Here is a 22,458-nt window from a genome sequence, read left to right on the forward strand (position 1 = left end):
GATACGCCAGTGTACCGATACGTCGGCGTATCGGTACACTGGCGTATCGATACGGCATGGACTGGCCATGCCGACGTCGTAACAGCGCACCGTCAGCAAAGGGGCACGGGTGATGCACACCCGCAGTGAGCCTGCGGAGCGGGAGCCGGACACCTCAGCCCGACCGCCCCTCGTCCGCGAGCTGCTTCTGATAGCCGGACTCTTCCTGGTCTACAAACTCGGCCGCCAGGCCGCGAACGGCCATGTCGAGGAGGCCTTCCACAACGCCGGACACGTCTGGAGCTTCGAAAGGGCTCTCGGCCTTCCCGGCGAAGGAGCCGTACAAGGCGCTCTGCTGCACAGCGAGACGCTCGTCGAGGCGGCGAACACCTACTACGCGACCGTGCACTTCCCGGCCACGGTGGCGTTCCTGGTCTGGCTGTACTGGCGCCGCCCGCGCCACTACGTCTGGTCACGCCGCATCCTGGCCGCGCTCACCGGCGCCGCGCTCGCGCTGCACCTGCTCTTCCCGCTCGCCCCGCCGCGCATGCTGCACGCGGCCGGCCTCGTCGACACCGGGCAGGTCTACGGACCGTCGGTGTACGGGGAGACGCCCTCGACCGACTCGATGGCCAACCAGTTCGCGGCCATGCCCTCACTGCACTTCGGCTGGGCCCTGGCGGTCGCCGTCGGACTGATCGTCGCCACACGCTCCCGGTGGAGCCTGCTGTGGCTGCTGCACCCCCTGCTCACCCTGTTCGTGGTCGTGGGCACCGCCAACCACTACTGGCTCGACGTGATCGTGGTCTCCGCCCTGCTCGCCGTCGCGTACGCCGCGCTCAGGCTGCCGCGCACGCCGGTCCCTACGCACCTGCCGTGGCCGGCGACCGTCCCGGCCCAGAACTACGCGGCCCCCGCGTACGCACGATCCGGAGCGCGTCGATGAACGCCACACTCATAGCCGTCGCCCTCTCCCTCGTCTCCGCCGGTGCCTACGCGGCCGCCGCCGTGGCGCAGGCCCGGCTGGCCGGGCGGACCGACCCCTCCGCCGGGGCGCTGCGCCTGATGGGCCGCGGGGCCTGGTGGTCGGCGGTCGGCCTGAACGCCGGCGGGGCGCTGCTGCACGTCGCCGCGCTGAAGTACGGGCCGCTCACCCTGGTCCAGCCGCTCGGCGCGCTCACGCTCGTCGCCGCCGTCCCGCTCGGCGCCCGTTCCGCGGGCCGCCGGGTCAGCCGTACGGAATGGCGCGGCACGCTCCTCACGCTCGTCGGCCTCGCCGCGCTGCTCCTGGCCGCGGGCGGCGCCGCGCCGCACGACACGCTGAGCCTCCCCGAGGCCCTGGGCGTCGGGGCCGTCACCATGGCGCTCGTCGCCGCGCTCAGCCGCCCGGGCACCCGGCCCGGCCTCCGGCACGCCGCCGCCTCCGGCATCACCTCCGGGGTGGCCTCCGCCCTCACCCAGACCCTCACGGTCGCCGCGACCGACCACTCGGGCCCGCTGCTGAGCTGGCGGCTGGTGACCGTGGCGGTGCTCGTCTCCTTCTTCGCCCTGGGCGGCCTGATGCTGTCCCAGACCGCCTACCGGGGCGGCCTCGGCGCCCCGCTCGCCGTGGTCACCCTCGCCAACCCGGTCGCCGCCGCCGCGATCGGCCTGATCCTGCTCGGCGAGCGCATCCAGGGCGGGGTGCTGGGCCTCGTCCCGGCGCTCATCGGTGCCCTGGCGGCAGTCCAGGGCGTGATCCTGCTCAGCCGCGCACAGGCGGGGAGCATGCCCGCGCCGGCCGGGGCCGCTTCCGCGCCGGCGGTCACCGGGCCGGTGGTCACCGCGCCGGCGGTCACCGGGCCGGTGGTCACCGCGCCGTCGAGGGTCGTCATCACCGGCCCGTCCCTCACCGCCCCTCGCCCCGCCGAGCCGTTCACACTGCACCCGGAACCGGTCGGGAGCCCGGGCGGCCCCGGCTGAGCCGTCCCGACGGCCCACGGCCGGGCAGCCCTCAGGGGCCGTCCAGCTCGTCGAGCGCCCTGGTCAGCCAGCCCGTCCAGAACGTCTCCAGATCGATCCCCCCGCGCAGCACCAGACGGCGCAGCCGGTCCTCGTCCGCTGTCCGCTCCGGGGGGAAGTCCCGCTTCTCGATCTCCAGGTACTCCGCCAGCCGCTCCTGGTGCAGCACCAGGTGCCTGCGCAGCTCCCCGGCCAGTCCGGGGGCGCCGACCACGGCGGCCGCCCGCATCCTCAGCAGCAGGGGATCGCGCACCGGCCGCGGATCCTCGGCGAGCGACACCCAGGCCGTCAGTGCCTCCCGGCCGGCGGGCAGCACCTCGTACTCCTTCTTCTGCCCACGCGCCGGCTGTGCGGCCGGCAGCACCCGGATGTGACCGGCCTGTTCCAGCTTTCCCAGCTCGCGGTAGATCTGCTGGTGCGTGGACGGCCAGAAGTAGCCGATCGACCGGTCGAACCTGCGCGTCAGTTCGAGACCGGACGACGGCTTCTCGAGCAGGGCCGTGAGGATCGCGTGCGGGAGTGACATGCAGTGCATCCTAGGGACGGCGGGAGCGGGTGATCACAGCTCCGCGGCGAGCTCGGTGCCCTGACGGATCGCACGCTTGGCGTCCAGTTCCGCGGCCACGTCGGCACCGCCGATCAGATGCGCCGGACGGCCCGCGGCGAGCAGCTCCTCGTACAGCTCACGCCGCGGTTCCTGACCCGCGCACAGCACCACGGTGTCGACCGGCAACAGGTGCTGCTCGCCGTCCACGGTGAGGTGCAGGCCCTCGTCGTCGATCAGGTCGTACGACGCGCCCGCGATCATCGTGACACCTCGGTGGCGCAGCTCGGTCCGGTGGATCCAGCCGGTCGTCTTCCCGAGCCCGGCGCCGACCTTGCTCGCCTTGCGCTGGACCAGATGGACCGTGCGCGGGGACTTCGGGCGCTCCGGGGCCCGAAGCCCGCCCCGGTCCGCGTAGTCCGTGTCCACTCCCCACTGGCGGAAGAAGACCTCGGGGTCGAGGCTCGCCGCGTCGCCCCCGTCGGTCAGGAACTCGGCGACGTCGAAGCCGATCCCGCCCGCGCCGACGACCGCGACCCGGTCACCGACCTCCGCGTCGCCCTTCAGGACGTCCAGATAGCTCACCACGCCGGGGTGCCCGACGCCGGGGATCGCGGGGGTGCGGGGCTCGACCCCCGTGGCCAGGACGACCTCGTCGAAGCCGGTGAGCGCGGCGGACGTGGCCCGGGTGCCGAGCCGGAGCTCGACTCCCTCCTCGGCCAGACGCGTACGGAAGTAGCGCAGCGTCTCGTCGAACTCCTCCTTGCCGGGGACCCGGCGCGCGACGTTCAGCTGGCCGCCGATCTCGTCGGCCGCGTCGAACAGCGTCACCGCGTGCCCGCGCTCGGAGGCCGTGACCGCGCAGGCCAGTCCGGCCGGCCCGGCGCCGACCACCGCGACGCGCTTGCGCACCCGGGTCGGCGAGAGCACCAGTTCGGTCTCGTGGCAGGCGCGCGGATTCACCAGACAGGAGGTGATCCGCAGGCTGAAGATGTGGTCCAGACAGGCCTGGTTGCAGCCGATGCAGGTGTTGATCGCGTCGGCGCGGCCCTCGGCCGCCTTGGCGACGAAGTCGGGGTCGGCGAGGAAGGGCCTCGCCATGGACACCATGTCCGCGCGGCCCGAGGCGAGGACCTCCTCGGCCAGCTCGGGGGTGTTGATGCGGTTGCCGGTCACCAGCGGCACGGAGACCGCGCCCCGCACCTTCTCCGTCACCCACGTGAAGGCGCCGCGCGGCACGGAGGTCGCGATGGTCGGGATGCGGGCCTCGTGCCAGCCGATCCCGGTGTTGATGATGGTCGCCCCGGCCGCCTCGATCTCGCGGGCGAGACGGACGACCTCCTCCAGCGTGGAACCGCCGGGCACCAGGTCCAGCATCGACAGCCGGTAGATCAGGATGAAGTCGGGCCCGACCCGCTCACGGACGCGGCGCACGATCTCGACGGGGAAGCGGATGCGGTTCTCGTACGAGCCACCCCAGCGGTCCTCCCGGTGGTTCGTGGCCGCGACGATGAACTCGTTGATCAGATAGCCCTCCGAGCCCATGATCTCGACGCCGTCGTAGCCCGCCTGGCGCGCGAGCTCCGCCGCCCGGACGAAGTCCTCGATGGTCTCCTCGACCTCGTCGTCCTCGAGCGCGTGCGGGGTGAACCCGCTGATCGGGGCCTTGAGGGCGCTCGGCGCCACCAGGCCGGGGTGGTGGGCGTAGCGCCCGAAGTGCAGGATCTGCATCGCGATGCGGCCGCCCGCCGCGTGCACGGCCGCCGTGACCTCGGAGTGCTGCTCCGCCTCGGCCTCGGTGGTCATCTTGGCGCCGCCGGGGAAGGAGCACGCGCGCTCGCTGGGCGCGATCCCCCCGGTGACCATGAGGCCCACCCCGCCGCGTGCGCGCGCCGCGTAGAACGCGGCCATCCGTTCGAAGCCGCGCTCGACCTCCTCGAGACCGATGTGCATCGACCCCATCAGCACCCGGTTCGGGAGCGTGGTGAATCCGAGGTCGAGCGGGCTCAGCAGGGTGGGGTACGGACTCATCCGGGTCTCCTCGCAGGTGTCGTCGAGCCAGTTCTAGACCACGCGTACGTCATTGTGCAACTAGTTGCATAATGATGTACGCCGCAGTTGCGGCAAGGCCCGGCCCACGGATGGCGTAACACCACCGGCCCCGGCGGCCCGCCCCGGACGAGAGTGGATCCGTACGCTCCCCGCCGCTGCTCCTCCTTCCTGTCGACAGGAGACACCCCATGGCCTGCATCAACCGACGCGACGTCGGCCTCCTCGTACTCCGGGTCGGCACGGGAGCCGTCCTGGCGGCCCACGGGAGCCAGAAACTGGGCGGGTGGTTCGGCGGCGGGGGCATCGAGGGGACCACCGCGGCGATGGAGGCCATGGGCTTCCACCCGCCCAAGCACAGCGCCCTGGCGGCCGGACTCGGTGAGGCCGGAGGCGGGGTCCTGCTGGCGCTCGGCCTCGCCACCCCCGCGGCGGGTGCCGCCGCGGCGGGCACGATGGCGGGCGCCGTCGCCGTGCACGCACCCGCGGGCTTCTTCGCGATGGGCGGCGGCTACGAGTACCCGGCGTTCCTCGGCTTCGTCGCCGCCGCGATCGGGGTGACGGGGGCCGGCCGCTACTCCCTGGACCATGCCACCGGGCACGTCCTCGACCGCCCGTGGGTCGTGGCCCTCGCGTTCGCCGGCAGCGCCCTGGGGGCGGCCGCCGTGGTCGGCCGCCGCGCCAAGGGGCGGGCAGCCCAGGGCGAGCCGGCGGACGAGGGCGCGTAGCTCTCCCGCATTGATCGCCGATTCAGGGGCATCCGGCAGTGCATGAATGCGAACGCGCTGTCGATGAACGCACGCGGCAAGGCGAGAAGAGCCTCGCGCAGCCGGGCCATGGACGTGGGCGCCCGCGCCGGCTTCGTGGCGCGCGGGGTGATCTACTTCCTGGTGGGAGTCCTGGCCCTGCGCATCGCCTTCTCCGACGGAGGCGGAAAGCAGGCCGACCGCGGCGGTGTCATCGCGGAGATTGCCGAGAAGCCCTTCGGGGGCGTCCTGCTCCTGGTACTCGGTGTGGCCCTGGCGGGAATGGCGGTGTGGCGGCTGTCCGAGGCGGCCTTCGGGCTGGCTGGCCCCGACGGCGGCAAGGCCAACAAACGCGCCATGGCGGCCGCGCGCTTCGTCTTCTACGCCTTCGTGTCGTACTCCGTGCTCTCCTACGCGCTCGGTGACAAGGGCAGCGGCAGCGGGTCGAGCGACCGTCAGACCGACGACGTCACGGCGCGGGCCCTCCAGTGGACCGGCGGTCAGTGGATCGTGGGGATCGCGGGCGCCGTGGTGGTCGGCGCGGGTCTGTGGATGGCCTACCGCGCCCTCGCTCGCAAGTACCACAAGCACCTGAAGATGGGCGAGATGACCAAGAAGACCCGTCAGGCCGTCGACGTCGTGGGCGTCCTGGGCGGCACCGTCCGGGGTGCGGTCTTCGTCACGGCGGGCGGGTTCGCCGTCGCCGCCGCCGTCCGGCACGAACCGGGCCGTGCCAAGGGCATGGACGACACCCTGCGTTCCTTCACCGAGACGCCCGCCGGGCCCTGGCTGCTCGTCCTCATCGCCGTCGGCCTTGCCGCCTTCGGCCTCTTCTCCTTCGCCAACGCCCGGTGGCGCAAGATCTGAACGGGACGACGCCCGGCCTCAGTCCAGCCCTCGCGCGTCCTTGAACCTGGCCAGCCCCTCCGGGAGCGTGACGACCGGCTCCGGGTAGTCGTAGCGCCCTCGTTCCTGTCCGGGGAGCTTCCACGGCTCGTGCACGGCGGGCCCGGAGATGCCCGCCAGCTCGGGTACCCAGCGGCGTACGTACGCACCGTCGGGGTCGTACCGCTTGCCCTGCGTCACCGGGTTGAGGACCCGGTTGGGCCGGCTGTCCGTGCCCGTGCCGGCCACCCACTGCCAGTTGAGCTGGTTGTTCGCGATGTCCCCGTCGACCAGCAGCTCCAGGAAGTGGCGCGCTCCGGACCGCCAGTCCACGTACAGCGTCTTGGCGAGGAAGCTCGCGGTCAGCAGCCGCCCGCGGTTGTGCATCCAGCCCTCGTGGAGGAGCTGGCGCATGGCGGCGTCCACCACCGGATAACCCGTGCGGCCCTCCTTCCACGCGGCCGTGTCGTCCTCCGCCGCCCGCCCGGTCCGCCAACGGTCCTGCCGCGGACGGTAGTCGGCGCGGGCGGCCGCCGGGCGGGCGGCCAGGACCTGCTGGTGGAAGTCCCGCCAGCACACCTGCCGTACGAAGGCGTCCGCACCCGGTCCGCCCGCGGCGCGGGCGCGGTGGACCACCTCGGTGGGGGAGAGCGTGCCGAAGTGCAGGTGCGGCGAGAGCCGCGAGGTGGCGTCGCCCGCGAGGTCGTCGTGACGGTCCTCGTACGACGCGAGACCGTCACGGCGCCACGCGGCGAACAATCCGCGGCCCTCGGCCTCGCCGCCCTCGGCCAGGCCCGGTGACAGCCCCCGCAGGCCGGAACGCGACGGCAGCGCGGCGGACGCCGGACCCTCCGGTACGGCCACGGCGCGAGGCGCCCGGAACGGGGAGCGGAGCCCTTCCCCGGACCACCGCCGGAAGTACGGGGTGAAGACGGCGAAGTGGTCCCTGCCCGCCCCGGAGGGGGCCACCGCGCCGGGCGGGACGACGTTGACCGTCGCGTCATGCACGCTCAGCCGGCAGCGTACGGAAGCGAGAGCCCTCCGCAGCCTTTCCTCCCGCCGCTGCGCGTAAGCGCTGACGCCCGCCGCCATGTGGACCGAGTCCGCCCCCGTCTCGGTGACGACCCTGCCGACCTCGTCGGCCACGTCCCCCTCGCGGACGATCAGGCGCCCGCCGCGCTCGCGGAGCCCGGCGTCCAGATCCCGGAGGCAGTCGGCCAGGAACGCGCGCCGGTTCGGAGCGCCGAAGCCGGCGGCCTCCACGCCCTCGTCGAGCACGAAGAGGGGCACCACCTCGTCGGCCGAGGCGAGCGCCGATCGGAGCGGCGGATGGTCGTGCAACCGCAGGTCGGACGTGAACAGGACGATCGCCACGGTCATGCCGGATCACCCGTGCCCGTGCCCCGGCCCGCCGCCAGCGCGATGTTGCGGGCCATCCCGCCGAAGACCACGGCGTGGAAAGGCGACACGCTCCACCAGTAGGCGTGGCCGAGCAGTCCGGAGGGGTGGAAGACGGCCCGTTGCCGGTAGCGCGACCGGCCGTCCTCGCCCTTCTCGGCGTACATCTCGAGCCAGGCCAGTCCCGGCAGCCGCATCTCCGCGCGCAGCCGGAGCAGCCGGCCGGGCTCGATCTCCTCGACCCGCCAGAAGTCCAGCGAGTCCCCGACCCTCAGGTGTTGGGCGTCCCGCCGTCCCCGGCGCAGGCCCACCCCGCCCACCAGCCGGTCCAGCCAGCCCCTGACTGCCCAGGCCGGCGGGAACGAGTACCAGCCGTTCTCACCGCCGATCCCCTCGACGACCCGCCAGAGGGCCTCGGGGGACGCGTCCACCTCGCGTTCGCGTACATCGGTGTAGAGGCTCCCACCCGCCCAGTCCGGGTCGGTGGGGAGCGGATCACTGGGAATGCCCGGGGTGGAGGCGGAGGACCACCGCGTCGTCACTCTCGCCTCGCGCACCCTCTGCAACGCGAGCGAGAGGGCGGTGGCGAAGGAGAACGGCTGCCCGGGGCCGTCCGGGACGTGATCGGCGATGTCGTGCTCCTGGCACACGACTTCGTAGCGCAAGGACTCCGCGAGCGGGCGGGCGATCGACGCGGGCACGGGGGTGACCAGCCCGACCCAGTGGCTGGACAGGCCCGGTGAGAGCATCGGCACCGGCAGGATCAGCCGGTGGGGGAGCCCGGCGACCTGGGCGTACTTCTGCATCATGTCGCGGTACGTCATGACGTCGGGTCCGCCGATGTCGAAGGTGCGGTTCACCTCGGCGGGCATGTGCGCGCTGCCCACGAGGTAACGCAGCACGTCCCGCACGGCGACGGGCTGGATCCGCGTCGACACCCAGCTGGGGGTGACCATGACCGGCAGCCGCTCGGTGAGATAGCGCAGCATCTCGAAGGACGCCGAACCGGAACCGATGATGACCGCGGCGCGCAGCACGGTCGTCGGAACCCCCGAACCGAGCAGGATGCGCCCGACCTCGGCGCGCGAGCGCAGATGCGGGGACAGCTCCGGCTCGGGGACGTCAGGGGGTGTGAGCCCGCCCAGATAGACGATGCGCCGGACGCCGGCCGCTCTCGCCCGCTCACCGAAGTTCCGCGCCGCGTCGCGGTCGGTCCTCTCGAAGCCCGGCCCGGCGGCCAGCGCGTGGACCAGGTAGTACGCGACGTCGATGTCGCGCATCGCCGCACCCAGGGACTCCGCGTCGGTCACGTCCCCCTTGACCACCTCGGCCTCGCCCGCCCACGGGTGGTCCCGCAGCTTCCCCGGGGTCCGCGCCAGGCAGCGCACCCGGTGGCCGGCCTCCAGGAGCTCGGGTACGAGGCGGCCCCCGATGTAGCCCGTCGCGCCCGTCACCAGACACCGCAGCCCACCGCTGTCGCCCTTGCTCTCCATGACGCCTCGCTCCGGATCGGGTCTCCTCCGTCCACGGTCTCCCCGCGGGGGCGATTCCGCTTGCGGACACGCCGAGGCCCACCCCTGCGGGTGGCGGAGAGGCAGGGATCAGCGGGGCCCGGGCTTCTCGGTGGCCGTCCCCCTGATGACGCGAGGGTCGTCCGCCCCGTCCGCCGGCGGGTCCACCGGGACCGTGGGGGAGATGCCGTCGGACTTCAGGGCCCGGGCCTCGCTCTTGAGGATCCGGGCCGACTTGCCCAGGGAACGGGCGAGTTCGGGGAGCTTCCTGGCACCGAATATCAGGATCGCGATGATGAGGAAGATCGCGAGCTCGCTGATTCCGAACATGACGGCTGTCTTCTCCCTGTGGGTGTGAGGAGCTCTCCCGGCGGCCCCGGACTCCCGGCCCGCGGCAGCGCGCCAAATCTACACAGCGCAGTAGAAGTCCACGCCAGCGCCTCTTCCGGGCCGGGCACGCTCTCCTGTCCGGCGATCGTGGTTCCGTCGTGCGCGCCTAGTATGGGGCGGTGGACAGTGCAGACGACCCTCGCGACGGATCGGGCGCGGATGCGGCGGGGGTGCCGGATCTCCAGGCTCTCGCCGTGCAGTTGCGCCGGATGAACAGTGAGATCAACCGTCTGGTCCACGCCTTCGCCCACGCGCAGGGCCTGCACGCCACGGACGTACAGGCGCTCGGCGCGATCCTCGACGCGGAGACACCGCTGACCCCGGGGCGGCTGCGCGAGCACCTCGGCCTGACGTCCGGCGCGGTCACCGCGTGTCTGGACCGGCTGGAGCGGTCGGGTCACATCAGGCGCGCACGCGAGAGCCCGGACCGCCGGGTCGTGCATCTCCACTACGAGGCCGGGGCCAAGGCTGCCGCGCGCTCGTTCTTCATGCCCCTCGCGGAGGCGGCGGCCGGCGCGCGTTCCGCGTCCGCGCCCCAGGAGTTGGAGGCCACGCTCCGCTTTCTCGGCCGGATGAACGGTGAACTCGCCCGTATGCAGGTTCCTCGGCGCTGAACCGCCCCGCCGGTGGGAGATTGGACCGTACGCCATGTAATCTCAATCATTGAGATACATCATGATTGAGAGATCGCGGCCGACCCAGGAGTGTCATGTCCACCGCATCGAGGCCGGTCCGCCGGCTGATTCTTGTCCCTGTGTTCCTCGTCCTCGCCTGGCTCGTCGTCGGCGGTGCCTTCGGCTCGTACGCCGGGAAGCTCGGGGAGGTGGCCACGAACGACCAGGCCGCGTTCCTGCCGCAGAGCGCGGAGTCCACCCGGGTCATCGAGGCCCAGAAGGCGTTCAGCAAGCAGGAGACCGTGCCGGCCGTCGTGGTCTGGACGGCGGCCGACGAGGGTGAGGAGCTCAGCCCCGAGCAGCAGAAGGCGGCCACGGCCGCCCTCTCCTCGGCGAAGGACGGTCCCGGGGCCACCGGTCAGGCGAGCCCGGCGCTGCTGTCCGGGGACGGCGAAGCGCTGGAGGGCGTGGTCCAGCTCAGGCCGGACCTGGGGGACGAACTCCCGGACGCCCTCGCACATGTCCGGGCCCTCGCGGAGGACGTCCCGGGAACGGTGGCCGGGGTCGCGGGCCCCGCGGCCTCCCAGGCCGATCTGTCCGACGCCTTCGCCGGAATCGACGGACTGCTGCTCGGCGTCGCCCTGGTGACCGTTCTCGTCATCCTGCTGCTGGTCTACCGGAGCGTCCTGCTCCCTCTGATCATCATCATCGGCGCGGTCTTCGCGCTCGGCGTGGCCTGCGCGATCGTCTACGTACTGGCTGACCACGACATCGTCCGGGTCGACGGGCAGGTCCAGGGCATCCTGTCGATCCTGGTCATCGGAGCCGCCACCGACTACGCGCTGCTGCTCACCGCGCGGTTCCGTGAGGAGCTCGGGCGGAAGCCCGACAAGTGGACCGCGATGCGCGCGGCACTCCGTGAATCCGCGGGGCCGATCACGGCCAGTGCCGCCACCGTGGCGCTGGGACTCCTCGCCCTGCTGCTCAGCGACCTGACCAACAACCGCGCCCTCGGCCCCGTGGGTGCCATCGGCATCGTGTGCTCCGTCCTGAGTGCTCTGACCTTCCTGCCCGCCGTCCTGGTCCTGCTGGGCCGGGCCGCGTACTGGCCGTCGGGCCCGAAGAAGGGCGGGGCCGAGTCCGATTCCGGTTCGAAGGGGATCTGGTCGAGGATCGCGGCGCTGGTCGACCGCTCCCCGCGCAAGGTGTGGGCCGTCACGCTGGTCGGCCTCCTCGCCTGCGCCGCCTTCATGCCCACGCTGAACTCCAAGGGAGTGCCCCTCGAGGAGATCTTCGTCAACGACGCGCCGTCCGTCGCCGCCCAGGAGACCCTGAGCCGCCACTTCCCCGGCGGATCGGGCAACCCTGCCGTCGTGATCGCCGCCGCGGACCGGACGGAGCAGGTCGTCACGGCCGCCGAGGCAGTCCCCGGCGTCGCGGGCGTCTCCGTCATGACCGCCTCCGGACGTCCGGGCGGCGGGGAACCGCTCGTCGTGGACGGGCGGGTCCGCATCGACGCGACGCTCGCGGACACGGCGGACAGCGACGCCGCGAAGGAGACGATCACGCGGCTGCGCGACGCGGTGCACGCCGTGCCCGGCTCCGAGGCACTGGTCGGCGGCTACACCGCACAGCAGTACGACACCCAGCGGACCGCCGAGCACGACCGCAACATCATCGTGCCCGTGGTGCTGGTCATCATCCTCGTCATCCTGATCGGCCTGCTCCGCTCGCTGCTGATGCCGCTGCTCCTCGTGGCCACGGTGGCGCTCAACTTCCTGGCCACGCTGGGCATCTCCTCGCTCGTCTTCCAGCACGTCTTCGGCTTCAGCGGCACCGACTCGTCCGTGCCGCTGTACGGATTCGTCTTCCTGGTCGCCCTCGGCGTGGACTACAACATCTTCCTGATGTCCCGCGTCCGCGAGGAGTCCCTGCTCCACGGCACCCGACAGGGTGTGCTGCGCGGGCTGACCACCACGGGAGGGGTCATCACCTCCGCCGGTGTCGTCCTGGCGGCCACCTTCGCGGCCCTGGGAGTCATCCCCCTGGCCTTCCTCGTCCAGATCGCGTTCATCGTCGCGTTCGGTGTCCTGCTGGACACCCTCGTCGTGCGCTCGCTCCTGGTCCCCGCGCTGGTGAGGGACATCGGGCCTGTCGCCTGGTGGCCGGGCGCGCTGAGCCGGAGCCGCGACGAGGCGCCGGAAGGGGAGACGAAGACCCTGTCGTAGCGGGAGGCCGCCCCTCGGGCGGTACGCACATCCATGGACCGGGGATGTCCCGGTGGGACAGAAGTCCCACCGGGACATTTTCAGGTGTACGATGCAACTATGAATGCGACAGGGAACGTCCCGGAACGGCGCAGCCGCAAGGCCCGCAGAACCCGGGACGCGCTGGCGCGGAGCGCGTTCGATCTCGTACTCGAACGTGGTCTGCGGAGCGTGACGGTCGAGGAGATCGCGCAGGCGGCCGACGTCGACCGGCGCACCTTCAGTCGCTACTTCCCGAGCAAGGAGGCCGCCGTCCTCGACGCAGTGCGGGGCGACGGCGACAGGATCAACCGAGCGCTCCGCGAGCGCCCCCTGGCCGAACCACCGCTCATCGCCTACCGCCGGGCCGTCCTCGACTGGCTCGACGACCCGGAGGCGGAGCCCTGGCATCTGCGGCCACGCATCTTCGACCTGCTGCGCATGGCCGAGGAGGAACCCACTCTGTACGCGGCGTACCACCACATCCGTGTGGACGCCCAGGAGGAGTCGGTGGCGATTCTCGCGGAACGGCTCGGTGCCGACCCACGACAGGATCTCCGTCCCGCCGTGGCCGTCGCCGCGGGAGCCGGAGCGCTCCTCGCGGCCCAGGCGGCATGGGTACGGGGTGGCCGGCCGGCCGCCCTGCCCGAGTTCGTCGTACACGCCTTCGACGCCCTCTCCGCAAACCTGCTGGAACCCCGGCAGGACGGGCCGGCGCCCCACAGCACCACGCAAGGAAGCACACCATGAGCACCACCCTCCCCACCGCCTACGAGGCGGAGTTCGCCGGCAAGGTCGCCCTCGTCACCGGCGGAGCGTCCGGCATCGGCCTCGCCCTCTCCCGGAGGCTCGCCGCGAGCGGCGCGGCCGTCGTCGTCGCCGACTACAACGAGGAGAGCGCCCGCAAGGCCGCCGAGGACCTGAAGGCCACCGGCGCCCGCGCCGCCGCGGTCGCCCTCGACGTCACCGACCCCGCCTCCGTCGAGGCCGGAGTGCGGTTCGCCGTCGACACCTTCGGCGCCCTGCACCTCGCCGTGAACAACGCCGGCATCGGCGGCCCCTCGCAGCCCACCGGGGAGTACGGGGTCGAGGACTGGAACAGGGTCGTCGCCACCAATCTCAGCGGCGTCTTCTACTCGATGCGCCACGAGCTCCCGGCCATCCTGGCCGCGGGCGGCGGCGCCGTCGTCAACGTCTCGTCGATCCTCGGCACCAACGGCTTCGCGAACTCTCCGGCGTACGTCGCCGCCAAGCACGGCGTCGTCGGCCTCACCAAGACCGCCGCACTCGAATACGCGGCACAGAACGTCCGCATCAACGCGGTCGGCCCGGGCTTCATCGACACCCCGCTGCTCCGCGACACCGACGGACCGGCCCGCGACCACCTGATCTCCCTGCACCCGGCGGGGCGCCTCGGCACGTCGGAGGAGGTCGCCGAACTCATCGCCTTCCTGCTCTCCGAGCGCGCCTCCTTCATCCACGGCAGCTACCACCTGGTGGACGGCGGCTACTCCGCTCCCTGATCCCCGAGTGGCGCACCGCCACCACGAGGGTCACAAAGGAAGTACGGAGAACGAAGGAGAGACATGAAAGCCGTCCAGTACCGCACCGTCGGCGCCGCCCCGGAGGTCGTCGAGATACCCGAGCCCGTGGCGGGGCCCGGCCAGATCCTGCTGAAGGTCAGCGCCGCCGGTGTCTGCCACTCGGACATCGCCGTGATGAGCTGGCCCGCCGAGGGATTCCCCTACCAGCTGCCGCTCACGCTCGGTCATGAGGGCGTCGGTACGGTCGCCGCGCTCGGCGAGGGCGCCGAAGGCGTCTCGGTGGGAGACGCGGTCGCCGTCTACGGCCCGTGGGGCTGCGGCACCTGCGTGAACTGCGCGGAGGGCCGGGAGAACTACTGCCTGCGCGCCGCCGATCTCGGCATCAACCCGCCCGGACTGGGGAACCCGGGCGCCATGGCCGAGTACATGATCGTCGACGACGCCCGGCATCTGACGCCCATCGGCGACCTGGACCCGGTCAAGACCGTCTCGCTGACCGACGCGGGCCTCACCCCGTACCACGCGATCAAGCGCTCGCTGTCGAAGCTCACCCCCGGCGCCACCGCCGTGGTCATTGGTACCGGCGGCCTCGGCCACGTCGCCATCCAGCTGCTGCGTGCCATGACCGCCGTACGGGTCATCGCACTGGACGTCACCGAGGAGAAGCTGGCACTCGCCCGGACCGTGGGCGCCCACGAGGCGGTGCTCTCCGACGAGAACGCCGCCGCCAAGGTCCGCGAACTCACCGGTGGCATCGGTGCCCAGGTCGTCCTCGACTTCGTCGGCGCCGAGCCGACCGTGAAGACGGCCGGAGCGATGGCCTCCATCGACAGCGACGTCACCATCGTCGGGATCGGCGGCGGCCTGCTGCCCGTCGGCTTCGGCGTCCTGCCGTTCTCCACGTCGGTCTCCGCGCCGTACTGGGGCTCGCGCAGGGAGCTCGCCGAAGTCATCGAGCTCGCCCACGCCGGTGCCGTCGAGGTCCACGTCGAGACGTACTCCATCGACGAGGCCCCGCTCGCCTACGAGCGGCTGCACGCGGGCAAGATCAACGGCCGCGCGGTCATCCTGCCCAACGGCTGACCGCGGGGGACGACTCGCCGGGGCGCCCGAGGAGGGCGCCCCGGCGAGTCGTCCGCGCTCTCAGGGCGCAGCCGTCACCACGTCGGACCGGGTCAGCCGCACGGGTTCGGTGCCGGACGAGCTGTGCCGCTCGGCCCAGTTCTCCAGAGCCGTACGGCAGGCATGGTCCAGATGGTGCAGGCCGGAGAGGTCCAGGGAGATGGGACGGTCCTTGGGAAGGGCCTCCAGGCTGTCGAGTATCTTCGGCAGCCGCAGGAAGGTCGCGTTGCCCGACAGCCGGGCCCGGACTCCGTCGGCGTTGCTGTCCACGACCTCCAGCTTGATGTGCGAGGCGTCCCAGGCCGCCTTGGCCACCGACAGGGCCAGACCGGTCAGAACTCCCTCGAACATGTTCACCGTCACGATCGCCACCGCCGTGACGACCAGGATCATCGCCTCACCGCGGTGCTCCCGCCACAGCTTCACGAGCGCGCGCCGCGGGATCAGCTTCCATCCGGCGTGGATGAGGATGCCGGCGAGTGCGGGGAGGGGGATGAGGGCCAGCGCCGAGGGAAGGAGCGCCGCGAACAGGAGCAGCCACAGACCGTGCAGCACCCGGGAGGCCCGCGTCCGCGCACCCGCCTGTACGTTGGCCGAGCTGCGCACGATGACCGCGGTCATCGGCAGTGCGCCCAGGAGCCCGCACACGGTGTTGCCCGTGCCCTGGGCCATCAGCTCCTTGTCGTACTCGGTACGCGGACCGTCGTGCAGCCGGTCCACCGCGGCCGCGCTGAACAGGCTCTCCGCGGAGGCGATCAAGGTGAACGCCGCCACGGTCCCGAGCAGGCTCAGGCTCGCGAGCCCGCCGAACTCCGACAGTGCGGGGCTCTGGACGGCGTCCACGAGCCCCTGGACCTGAACGGTCTCGACCGGCAGCCCGAACGCCAGCGAGGCGCCAGTGGCCAGCGCGACCGCGGCGAGTGCGCCGGGGACCGCCCGCACCCGCTTCGGCATCCTGTTCCATCCCACCATCAGGACGATCGTCCCGGCGCCCACCGCGAGTGAGGCGAGAGCCGCGGGACTGGACACGCTGTCGGCCAGCAGCCCGGGAATGCCGGCCATCTTGCCCGTACCGGAGAGCGGTGCCTCGACACCGGCCGCCGCGTAGAGCTGACCCGCGATCAGGACGAGGCCGATGCCCGCGAGCATGCCCTCGACCACCGAGACCGAGATCGCCCGGAACCAGCGGCCCAGCCGCAGCGCTCCCATGGCCAGCTGGAGCAGCCCCGCCGTCAGCACGATGACTCCGAGCGCGGGCAGCCCGAAGGACTGCACGGCCTCGAAGACGAGCACGGTGAGACCGGCGGCCGGCCCCGACACCTGGAGGCTGCTGCCGCGCATCAGGCCGGTGACGAGCCCGCCCACGATGCCGGTGATCAGTCCCAGTTCCGCCGGGACCCCCGAAGCGACGGCGACGCCCACGCAGAGGGGCAGGGCGACGAGGAAGACGACGAGTGACGCGGCGAAATCCTGCCGCAGGTGAGGGAACTTGGAGACCTTTTCCATGACGGCCCTCATCCCGTGCGGAAGGGGGCCGAGCGCACGTCGCCGGGCGGCGGTGCCCAGACGACGCTGTCGCCGGTGCGTAGGACTTCTGTCCGGGAGTGATCGACGAGAGATTGCATACCAGTGGTTCCTCCTGGCGCGCCTGAGGGCGGCGCGTCGGCATACGTGTGAGAACTGGAGCCTGGAGGGCAGGGCGACATGACCCCGTGTCGACGAGCCCGCAGCAGCGGGCCGAGAGGGGGGGCAGGCCACCGGGCGCCTCGGGGTCAGCTCAGCAGCGGAACACCTGGAGCACGGTGGAGGAGTGCGCGGTCGAGGATCTGGAGGTGTGGTGCGCGTTGCCCATCGCGGCGACGGCCGCCGGCGCGAGCAGGCCGCCCGCGTCGAGCGTCACCACGGTCCGCGAAGGGGCCTCCGGGGCGGGGACGCTCGCGGAGCGATGCCGGTCCCGGTGGCGCAGCAGGCCGTTCGACTCGCCCCCGCGTTCGGAGGTGCCGCAGGTGCCGTACTCGCCGTGGGCCTCGCCCGTGGTCGCCTCAGGGAGAGCGGCTGCCTCGAATCCCGGGGCGGACGCGTGCGCGTCCCCTGACGGCGTGCCGGAGTGCGGGGCCAATAGGAAGCCCATGAGGATCGCGAGTACGAACCGGACCACCGCTGCTCGCACGCTTCACCTCCTCCTGGACTTCACCCTTCCTCGGGACGCTAACAGGCCAGGGGGATTATGGAGTTAACCGTTTGTGAAGAGTCCGAAAGTCGATGCCTGACGAGCTGAATTATGTGGCGGAGTCCTGTGGGCCTGCTGGACGTGCCCACCGTGCGTTCTCACTATTTGAGATAATCCGTGCTTCAGGGGATGTCGCATATGCCGGAGGATCGGCATCCGGCATATTCGTACAGCGGTTCGGTTTGGAGGGTCTGTTAACCCGGTGGAAACACGGCCGCGGTTGACTGGACCGTTTGTGGACCCGGTGTGGTGGCTGCCCGGGGCGAGCGGCTCCGGGGGCCTGGGCTGGGCACTCCCCGACAGGCGGACAAGCTCGACAGCGTGTGGAAGGCCGAGTCCGACTCAATCCGACGGCTGCGTGCGGGAAATCAATTCCCCACTTCCGAACCGTCGGCGGGAAAGGCCGGCCCGCCCGGCCCGGACCTCAGGGGCCGTAATTCCTGGTCGTTGTCGCGTTCGCCGAAGGTATTTCTTCGTGTCTCGTCGCCGTGGTTACGGCCTTGGCGCCTGTGGGCATCGAGACGGCGAGGCGGGCTGGTCCCCGGTCGGCGTCTCTCACGGCCGCGGAGGTGAGAACCGGCTTTTCGGTACCGGCGTTCGGCCCGTGCTTTGTTCATTCCCCTCGTCGAGGAGGTGCGAAATCGCGCCTGCCCCGGTCGGCATAATGATGGCCGCGGGCCGGCCGGTCCGTGATCCTCCGGCCCCGGGCAGGGTTCTCGAGCAGGGAGATGGCGATGGGCGCACAGGACACGGCGGAGCGACTGCGAGCGATCACCGGTGAACTGTCAGGGCTGTTCTACGAGCGGGACGACGTCATACGGACGCTGACGGTGGCGATGCTGGCCGGTCAGCACTCCCTCCTGCTCGGTCCTCCCGGCACCGCGAAGTCGGAGCTGGCACGGGAGCTGACGGGCCGTATCGAGAGCGCGAACTACTGGGAGATCCTCCTCAGCAAATTCACCGCGCCGACCCGCATGTTCGGCCCGATCGACGTGGGGGCGCTGAGCCGGGGCGAGTACCGGCAGATATTCGACGGCCGGGCGACCACGGCGCACATCGCGTTCATCGACGAGATCTTCAAGTGCTCCACGGCGGCCCTGAACGAGACCCTCGGACTGCTCAACGAACGCATCTACCACCCGGAGAACGGCGGCGAGCCGATCCACTGCCCCCTGATCAGCGCGATCACCGCCTCCAACGAGCTGCCGACCGGGGAGGACAGCGCCGCGATCTACGACCGGCTGCTGGTGCGGCTGGAGGTGGGATACCTCGCCGACCCCTCCAACTTCGCGGGGCTGGTGCGCTCCGCCGTCACCGCCCCGGCCGCCCTCGCCAGGACGACCGTGGAGCTGGCCGAGCTGCGGCAGGCCGTCACCGAAGCCGTCCCGGCCGTGGGCGTCCCGGACACGATCGTGGACGCCGTGTGCACGCTGCGGGCCGCCCTGCGCCGCAAGGAGCTGATCTCCTCCGACCGCCGCTGGCGGCAGTCGGTCCGGCTGCTCCAGGCGAGTGCCTTCCTCGACGGCCGCGACACGGTGGGCCGGAACGACCTGTCGGTGCTCACCCATGTGCTGTGGGACTCGCCCGCCGAACGGCCGGCCGTCGAACGTGAGGTTCTCCACCTGGTCAACCCCGACGCCAAGGAGGCGCTCGACCTGGCCGACGCCATCGAGGAGCTGGAGGCCCAACTCGACGCGAAGGCCGGGCAGTCCCGCGAGGCGCTGGGCGACTGGGCGATCAGGGAAGCGATCACCAAGCTCAACATGGCGGGAAAGAAGCTGGAGAGACTGCGCAAGGAGGCCGATACGGCCGGACGCTCCACGACCGCCGTCGAACGCGTGATCATCCTTCAGCGAGCCGTCCACGCCCGTGTCCTGACCGAAGCACTCGGGGTGGACGCGAGCATCGTGCAGGCCCGGCTCTGAGCAGCGGGGGGAGCAGCGGGGGACACGATCATGGATGAGACACCCGGCGGAATCACGCATCCGACGGACCGCGCCGGCACGTGGCTCGGGCCGGCGGCCGACGCCCGGCAGCCGAAGGCGGACACCGCGGTCGCCGCCGACCGCTTCGACACGATGGCCTGGCGCGACACCTACACCCAGACCACCGGGCTGCAGAGACTCGCGAAGGACCTGAACGAACGCTACGACCACACCGAGGACCTGCTCGCGGACGTGTTCCTGGCCGCCTACAAGGTCAGCCCTCAGGTGCGCGAGCGGGCCGAGATGGACCCCTCGCGGCTGGTCAACCACCTGGTCGTCACGGCCCTGACGGGCAGCCCCGAATTCGCCGAGCTGCGTCGCGAGACCTCCGGCGACCCCTACGCCGCCGCCATGGCTGTGCTCGCCCAGTCCGACGCCCTGCGTTTGATGCTGGAACTGGCCAAGGAGGCGGCGGACCGGGCCCAGCGGGCGAAGAACGCCCGGGGGGAGGCCGAGGACGCGGCGGCCGCCGTCACCCGGGCGCTCCAGCGGGCCGGCGGGGAGGCGGACGAGGACGGCACGGTGCCGGACGTCACGGCCGACGCCCTGACGCGGGCCGTCGAGACGGCCGAGGCCGCCGACGCCGCGGCGCGGCAAGCGGCCCAGGAGGCCGGGCAGGCACTCGCCGCCGCGGCTCCCGGCGTCCGCGCGGCCGCGCGGAGCGCCTCGGGCAAGGCCGCCGAGCGGTCCCGCGACGAGGCCGAGCTGATGCGCGCGTGGGGCGTCGGCCCGGGCGAGCTGGAGCGGATGCCGTTCGACCGGCGTGCCCGGCTCGCAGAGCGGCTGCGCTCGGGCCGGCTGGGCCGGTTCGCAGACCTCATCGGCCGGTTCCGGCAGATGGCCGACGGGGAACGCGCCCGCAAGGTCGAGCAGGGCCCCGGCGAACTGATCGGGATCACGCTGGGCGACGACCTCTCCCGGGTCATCCCCTCCGAGCTGGCCAACCTCGGCGTACCGGCCATGAGGAGCGTGTTCGCCGCGAGGTACGCCGAGTCGCGGCTGATGCTCTACGACAGCCGCGGGGAGCAGACCACGGGGAAGGGCGCCGTCATCGCGTGCGTCGACTGCTCGTACTCGATGCTGGAGGCCGGCCCCGGCGGGATCACCCGCGAGGCGTGGGCCAAGGCGTGCGCCCTGGCGCTGCTGGACCAGGCCCACCGGGCGCGGCGCGACTTCGTCGGAATCCTGTTCTCCTCGTCCGATTCCGTGAAGGTGTGCCGCTTCCCGGGCTCCCAGCCCGCCGGCATCGCCGGCGTCCTCGACTTCGCCGAGCACTTCTTCGGAGGCGGTACCGAGTTCCGGACCCCGCTCGCGGCGGCCGTCAGGCTGCTGGACGAGGAGTTCAACTCCGACGGGCGCCGGCGCGGCGACATCGTGATGATCACCGACGGCGAGTGCGACGTCAGCGAGCAGTGGATGCGCAGCTGGAACGATGCCAAGCACACGCTGGGCTTCCGCTCCTTCGGCGTCGCCATCGGGGCCCCGCAGGCCGCCGGACCCGGCACGGTCCTGGACGCCCTGTGCGACAACCTCCGCAGCATCGAGGACCTCACCGATGTCCACGCCGCCGGCGACCTCTTCCGCGTCATCTGAACGCCTCACCGGCGGGCGGTGGCCTGCTCCCTGCCGTCGGTGGGCGAGATGAGGCCCGCGAGCTCCTCGGGGGTGCGGGGACCGGGCGCCGACGCGTCCAGCAGGCCGTGCGCGCGCAGCAGCCGGGCGGTCGCGATGCCCCACGGCAGTCGCAGCCCGGCCTCCTCCAGGAGATCCGTACGGGCGAGCATGGCGGGCGCCGGCCCGGCGCGGACACCCGAGGGGGTGAGGAGCGCGGCGTCGTCGGCCCAGCGCAGGGCCAGGTCGACGTCGTGCGTGGCCATCATCACGGTGGTGCCGCTCTCCCGGAGGGTGCCCAGCGTGGCGAGCAGCCGCTCCTGACCGTCCGGGTCGAGCCCGGCGGTCGGTTCGTCGAGGATCAGCACCCGGGGCCTCATCGCGACCGCGCCCGCGATGGCGGTCCGTTTGCGCTGCCCGTACGAGAGCAGGTGGGTGGGCCGGTCCGCCAGCGCCGTGATGTCCAGGGCGCCCAGCGCCTCCTCCACCCGGGCCCGCACCTCGCTGTCGGGCAGCCCGAGGTTCAGCGGTCCGAAGGACACGTCCTGGGAGACGGACGCGGCGAACAACTGGTCGTCCGGATCCTGCACCACCAGCTGGACCGTCGTACGCAGCCGGGTCAGGCCCTTCCGGTCGTACGTGACCTGGCGGCCCTCCACCGTCAACTGCCCCTCGCGGGGGCGCAACCCGCCGCTGAGCAGACGCATCAGCGTGGTCTTCCCACTGCCGTTCCGGCCGAGCAGGGCGAGCGCGCGCCCCGCCCGCGCCTCGAAGTCGAGGCCGCTGAGCACGGCAGGGCCGTCCTCGTACGCGAAGGACGCGCCCCGGAGGGCGAGCAGTACGGATTCGCTCATGAAAGGGGCCTTTCCAGGACGAGGGTCAGCACGGTGAGGGCCGCGAGCAGGGCGACGCTCACGGCCACGAAACGGCCGGAGACACGGGCCTCGGGTACCAGGACGCGCAGGGTCCCGTCGTAACCGCGCCCGGCGAGCCCGGCCTGGAGCCGTGCCGCGCGGTCGAAGGCCCTGATGAACGCGGTGGCTCCGAGGCCCGCCAGGGACCGCCAGGCGGCCGCCCGAGTGGTGTGCCCGAGCCGGGCCGCCTGGGCCTCCCGGATCCGGCGTACCGAGTCGAGGAGCAGGAAGCTCATGCGGTACGTCACCAGGGCGACGTCCACCACCGGCGCCGGCACCCCCGCCTTGACCAGGCGGGGCAGCAGGTCGGACATCGGGGTGGTGAAGGCGAACAGCAGGACCCCGAGCGACGCCGCCGAGGTGCGCAGCAGCAACTCCCCGGCACGGACCGGCCCCCCGTCCGCCACGGTCACGAGTCCCTCCGGCCCGCCGACCTGTACGAGCAGTGTGGCCGCCCCGGTGGCACAGAAACCCAGGGGAACCCGGTAGGCCCGCCAGAGTTGGCGGGCGGGCACACCGGCCGGCCCCAGCAGCACGGCGACGGCGGTGAGGAGGGCCAGTGCGGCTCCGGGCCAGGGCGGCAGCGAGATCGCCAGAACCGTGAGTCCCAGACCCAGTACGGCTTTGTCCACGGGATGGCGGCGGCGCCAGCGACTGCTGTGCGCCGCCGCGTCGATCGGCAGCACGTT

General features: G+C 72.1%; 20 protein-coding genes. 11 read left to right on the forward strand and 9 right to left on the reverse strand.

Annotated features, from left to right (window positions below):
• Positions 1-112 precede the first annotated feature (112 nt).
• Complete coding sequence (locus ACIP63_RS35690; protein WP_401524453.1) at positions 113-925, forward strand: phosphatase PAP2 family protein; 813 nt, start codon at positions 113-115, stop codon at positions 923-925.
• Positions 922-1,941, forward strand: a complete 1,020-nt coding sequence (locus tag ACIP63_RS35695; RefSeq protein ID WP_401524456.1) for a DMT family transporter — start codon at positions 922-924, stop codon at positions 1,939-1,941. Before ACIP63_RS35690 ends, ACIP63_RS35695 begins: the two co-directional genes overlap by 4 nt.
• Before the next feature lie 31 nt (positions 1,942-1,972).
• Here ACIP63_RS35695 and ACIP63_RS35700 read toward each other — a convergent pair whose 3' ends face one another.
• Together ACIP63_RS35700 and ACIP63_RS35705 are read right to left on the reverse strand one after the other, a co-directional pair.
• Entirely contained in the window at positions 1,973-2,506 is a 534-nt protein-coding gene (locus ACIP63_RS35700) for a PadR family transcriptional regulator (RefSeq protein ID WP_401524459.1), read from the reverse strand.
• A 33-nt stretch (positions 2,507-2,539) separates the two neighbouring features.
• Positions 2,540-4,555: an FAD-dependent oxidoreductase gene (locus ACIP63_RS35705; RefSeq protein ID WP_401524462.1), complete on the reverse strand. Its 2,016-nt coding sequence runs from the start codon at positions 4,553-4,555 to the stop codon at positions 2,540-2,542.
• A gap of 209 nt (positions 4,556-4,764) precedes the next feature.
• Between ACIP63_RS35705 and ACIP63_RS35710 the strand changes: the two genes are divergently transcribed.
• The gene (locus ACIP63_RS35710; protein ID WP_401524465.1) at positions 4,765-5,301 is read left to right on the forward strand and encodes a DoxX family protein; all 537 of its coding nucleotides are present in this window, start codon (positions 4,765-4,767) and stop codon (positions 5,299-5,301) included.
• Between the two features lie 42 nt (positions 5,302-5,343).
• On the forward strand, positions 5,344-6,186 hold the full coding sequence (locus tag ACIP63_RS35715) for a DUF1206 domain-containing protein (protein ID WP_401524468.1): 843 nt from the start codon (positions 5,344-5,346) through the stop codon (positions 6,184-6,186).
• 18 nt (positions 6,187-6,204) lie between these two features.
• On the opposite strand, the gene ACIP63_RS35720 is transcribed toward ACIP63_RS35715, so the two are convergent.
• The 3 genes from ACIP63_RS35720 to ACIP63_RS35730 all read right to left on the reverse strand — a co-directional run bounded on the left by ACIP63_RS35720 (position 6,205) and on the right by ACIP63_RS35730 (position 9,443).
• Positions 6,205-7,584 carry a cryptochrome/photolyase family protein gene (locus ACIP63_RS35720; RefSeq protein ID WP_401524471.1) on the reverse strand — a complete coding sequence of 460 codons (1,380 nt, stop codon included), beginning with the start codon at positions 7,582-7,584 and terminating at the stop codon, positions 6,205-6,207.
• Positions 7,581-9,095 (reverse strand): SDR family oxidoreductase, encoded by a 1,515-nt coding sequence (locus tag ACIP63_RS35725; protein ID WP_401524474.1) that lies wholly within the window; start codon positions 9,093-9,095, stop codon positions 7,581-7,583. The genes ACIP63_RS35720 and ACIP63_RS35725 overlap by 4 nt, the downstream gene beginning before the upstream one ends.
• A 108-nt stretch (positions 9,096-9,203) precedes the next feature.
• Entirely contained in the window at positions 9,204-9,443 is a 240-nt protein-coding gene (locus ACIP63_RS35730; protein ID WP_401524476.1) for a twin-arginine translocase TatA/TatE family subunit, read from the reverse strand.
• A gap of 179 nt (positions 9,444-9,622) precedes the next feature.
• Between ACIP63_RS35730 and ACIP63_RS35735 the strand changes: the two genes are divergently transcribed.
• From ACIP63_RS35735 to ACIP63_RS35755, 5 genes are all read left to right on the forward strand, one after another.
• Entirely contained in the window at positions 9,623-10,117 is a 495-nt protein-coding gene (locus ACIP63_RS35735) for a MarR family winged helix-turn-helix transcriptional regulator (protein ID WP_401524479.1), read from the forward strand.
• Between the two features lie 95 nt (positions 10,118-10,212).
• Positions 10,213-12,345, forward strand: coding sequence for an MMPL family transporter (locus ACIP63_RS35740; protein ID WP_401524482.1), 2,133 nt, complete (start codon positions 10,213-10,215; stop codon positions 12,343-12,345).
• 99 nt (positions 12,346-12,444) lie between these two features.
• On the forward strand, positions 12,445-13,113 hold the full coding sequence (locus tag ACIP63_RS35745) for a TetR family transcriptional regulator (protein WP_401524485.1): 669 nt from the start codon (positions 12,445-12,447) through the stop codon (positions 13,111-13,113).
• Positions 13,110-13,886 (forward strand): SDR family NAD(P)-dependent oxidoreductase, encoded by a 777-nt coding sequence (locus ACIP63_RS35750; RefSeq protein ID WP_401524488.1) that lies wholly within the window; start codon positions 13,110-13,112, stop codon positions 13,884-13,886. Before ACIP63_RS35745 ends, ACIP63_RS35750 begins: the two co-directional genes overlap by 4 nt.
• A 63-nt stretch (positions 13,887-13,949) precedes the next feature.
• Positions 13,950-14,990 carry an NAD(P)-dependent alcohol dehydrogenase gene (locus tag ACIP63_RS35755; protein WP_401524490.1) on the forward strand — a complete coding sequence of 347 codons (1,041 nt, stop codon included), beginning with the start codon at positions 13,950-13,952 and terminating at the stop codon, positions 14,988-14,990.
• Between the two features lie 60 nt (positions 14,991-15,050).
• Here ACIP63_RS35755 and ACIP63_RS35760 read toward each other — a convergent pair whose 3' ends face one another.
• Complete coding sequence (locus ACIP63_RS35760; RefSeq protein ID WP_401524493.1) at positions 15,051-16,535, reverse strand: SulP family inorganic anion transporter; 1,485 nt, start codon at positions 16,533-16,535, stop codon at positions 15,051-15,053.
• A 271-nt stretch (positions 16,536-16,806) separates the two neighbouring features.
• Entirely contained in the window at positions 16,807-17,199 is a 393-nt protein-coding gene (locus ACIP63_RS35765; protein WP_401524496.1) for a hypothetical protein, read from the reverse strand.
• A 788-nt stretch (positions 17,200-17,987) separates the two neighbouring features.
• Here ACIP63_RS35765 and ACIP63_RS35770 point away from each other — a divergent pair.
• The gene (locus ACIP63_RS35770; protein WP_401524499.1) at positions 17,988-19,184 is read left to right on the forward strand and encodes an AAA family ATPase; all 1,197 of its coding nucleotides are present in this window, start codon (positions 17,988-17,990) and stop codon (positions 19,182-19,184) included.
• Between the two features lie 30 nt (positions 19,185-19,214).
• Positions 19,215-20,837, forward strand: a complete 1,623-nt coding sequence (locus ACIP63_RS35775) for a VWA domain-containing protein (protein ID WP_401524501.1) — start codon at positions 19,215-19,217, stop codon at positions 20,835-20,837.
• A gap of 5 nt (positions 20,838-20,842) precedes the next feature.
• Here ACIP63_RS35775 and ACIP63_RS35780 read toward each other — a convergent pair whose 3' ends face one another.
• Together ACIP63_RS35780 and cbiQ are read right to left on the reverse strand one after the other, a co-directional pair.
• Positions 20,843-21,709, reverse strand: coding sequence for an energy-coupling factor ABC transporter ATP-binding protein (locus ACIP63_RS35780; protein ID WP_401524504.1), 867 nt, complete (start codon positions 21,707-21,709; stop codon positions 20,843-20,845).
• Positions 21,706-22,455 carry a cobalt ECF transporter T component CbiQ gene (gene cbiQ / locus ACIP63_RS35785; RefSeq protein WP_401524507.1) on the reverse strand — a complete coding sequence of 250 codons (750 nt, stop codon included), beginning with the start codon at positions 22,453-22,455 and terminating at the stop codon, positions 21,706-21,708. Before cbiQ ends, ACIP63_RS35780 begins: the two co-directional genes overlap by 4 nt.
• Between the last annotated feature and the right edge of the window lie 3 nt (positions 22,456-22,458).

The organism is Streptomyces sp. NPDC088746 (assembly GCF_044751065.1).
Taxonomy (GTDB): domain Bacteria; phylum Actinomycetota; class Actinomycetes; order Streptomycetales; family Streptomycetaceae; genus Streptomyces.

What these genes read in the sequence shown, in the direction of transcription:
- ACIP63_RS35690 (WP_401524453.1), top strand. Translation starts at nt 113, where the DNA reads ATGCACACCCGCAGTGAGCCTGCGGAGCGGGAGCCGGACACCTCAGCC.
- ACIP63_RS35695 (WP_401524456.1), top strand. Translation starts at nt 922, where the DNA reads ATGAACGCCACACTCATAGCCGTCGCCCTCTCCCTCGTCTCCGCCGGT.
- ACIP63_RS35700 (WP_401524459.1), bottom strand. Translation starts at nt 2,506, where the DNA reads ATGTCACTCCCGCACGCGATCCTCACGGCCCTGCTCGAGAAGCCGTCG.
- ACIP63_RS35705 (WP_401524462.1), bottom strand. Translation starts at nt 4,555, where the DNA reads ATGAGTCCGTACCCCACCCTGCTGAGCCCGCTCGACCTCGGATTCACC.
- ACIP63_RS35710 (WP_401524465.1), top strand. Translation starts at nt 4,765, where the DNA reads ATGGCCTGCATCAACCGACGCGACGTCGGCCTCCTCGTACTCCGGGTC.
- ACIP63_RS35715 (WP_401524468.1), top strand. Translation starts at nt 5,344, where the DNA reads ATGAATGCGAACGCGCTGTCGATGAACGCACGCGGCAAGGCGAGAAGA.
- ACIP63_RS35720 (WP_401524471.1), bottom strand. Translation starts at nt 7,584, where the DNA reads ATGACCGTGGCGATCGTCCTGTTCACGTCCGACCTGCGGTTGCACGAC.
- ACIP63_RS35725 (WP_401524474.1), bottom strand. Translation starts at nt 9,095, where the DNA reads ATGGAGAGCAAGGGCGACAGCGGTGGGCTGCGGTGTCTGGTGACGGGC.
- ACIP63_RS35730 (WP_401524476.1), bottom strand. Translation starts at nt 9,443, where the DNA reads ATGTTCGGAATCAGCGAGCTCGCGATCTTCCTCATCATCGCGATCCTG.
- ACIP63_RS35740 (WP_401524482.1), top strand. Translation starts at nt 10,213, where the DNA reads ATGTCCACCGCATCGAGGCCGGTCCGCCGGCTGATTCTTGTCCCTGTG.
- ACIP63_RS35745 (WP_401524485.1), top strand. Translation starts at nt 12,445, where the DNA reads ATGAATGCGACAGGGAACGTCCCGGAACGGCGCAGCCGCAAGGCCCGC.
- ACIP63_RS35750 (WP_401524488.1), top strand. Translation starts at nt 13,110, where the DNA reads ATGAGCACCACCCTCCCCACCGCCTACGAGGCGGAGTTCGCCGGCAAG.
- ACIP63_RS35755 (WP_401524490.1), top strand. Translation starts at nt 13,950, where the DNA reads ATGAAAGCCGTCCAGTACCGCACCGTCGGCGCCGCCCCGGAGGTCGTC.
- ACIP63_RS35760 (WP_401524493.1), bottom strand. Translation starts at nt 16,535, where the DNA reads ATGGAAAAGGTCTCCAAGTTCCCTCACCTGCGGCAGGATTTCGCCGCG.
- ACIP63_RS35770 (WP_401524499.1), top strand. Translation starts at nt 17,988, where the DNA reads ATGGCGATGGGCGCACAGGACACGGCGGAGCGACTGCGAGCGATCACC.
- ACIP63_RS35775 (WP_401524501.1), top strand. Translation starts at nt 19,215, where the DNA reads ATGGATGAGACACCCGGCGGAATCACGCATCCGACGGACCGCGCCGGC.
- ACIP63_RS35780 (WP_401524504.1), bottom strand. Translation starts at nt 21,709, where the DNA reads ATGAGCGAATCCGTACTGCTCGCCCTCCGGGGCGCGTCCTTCGCGTAC.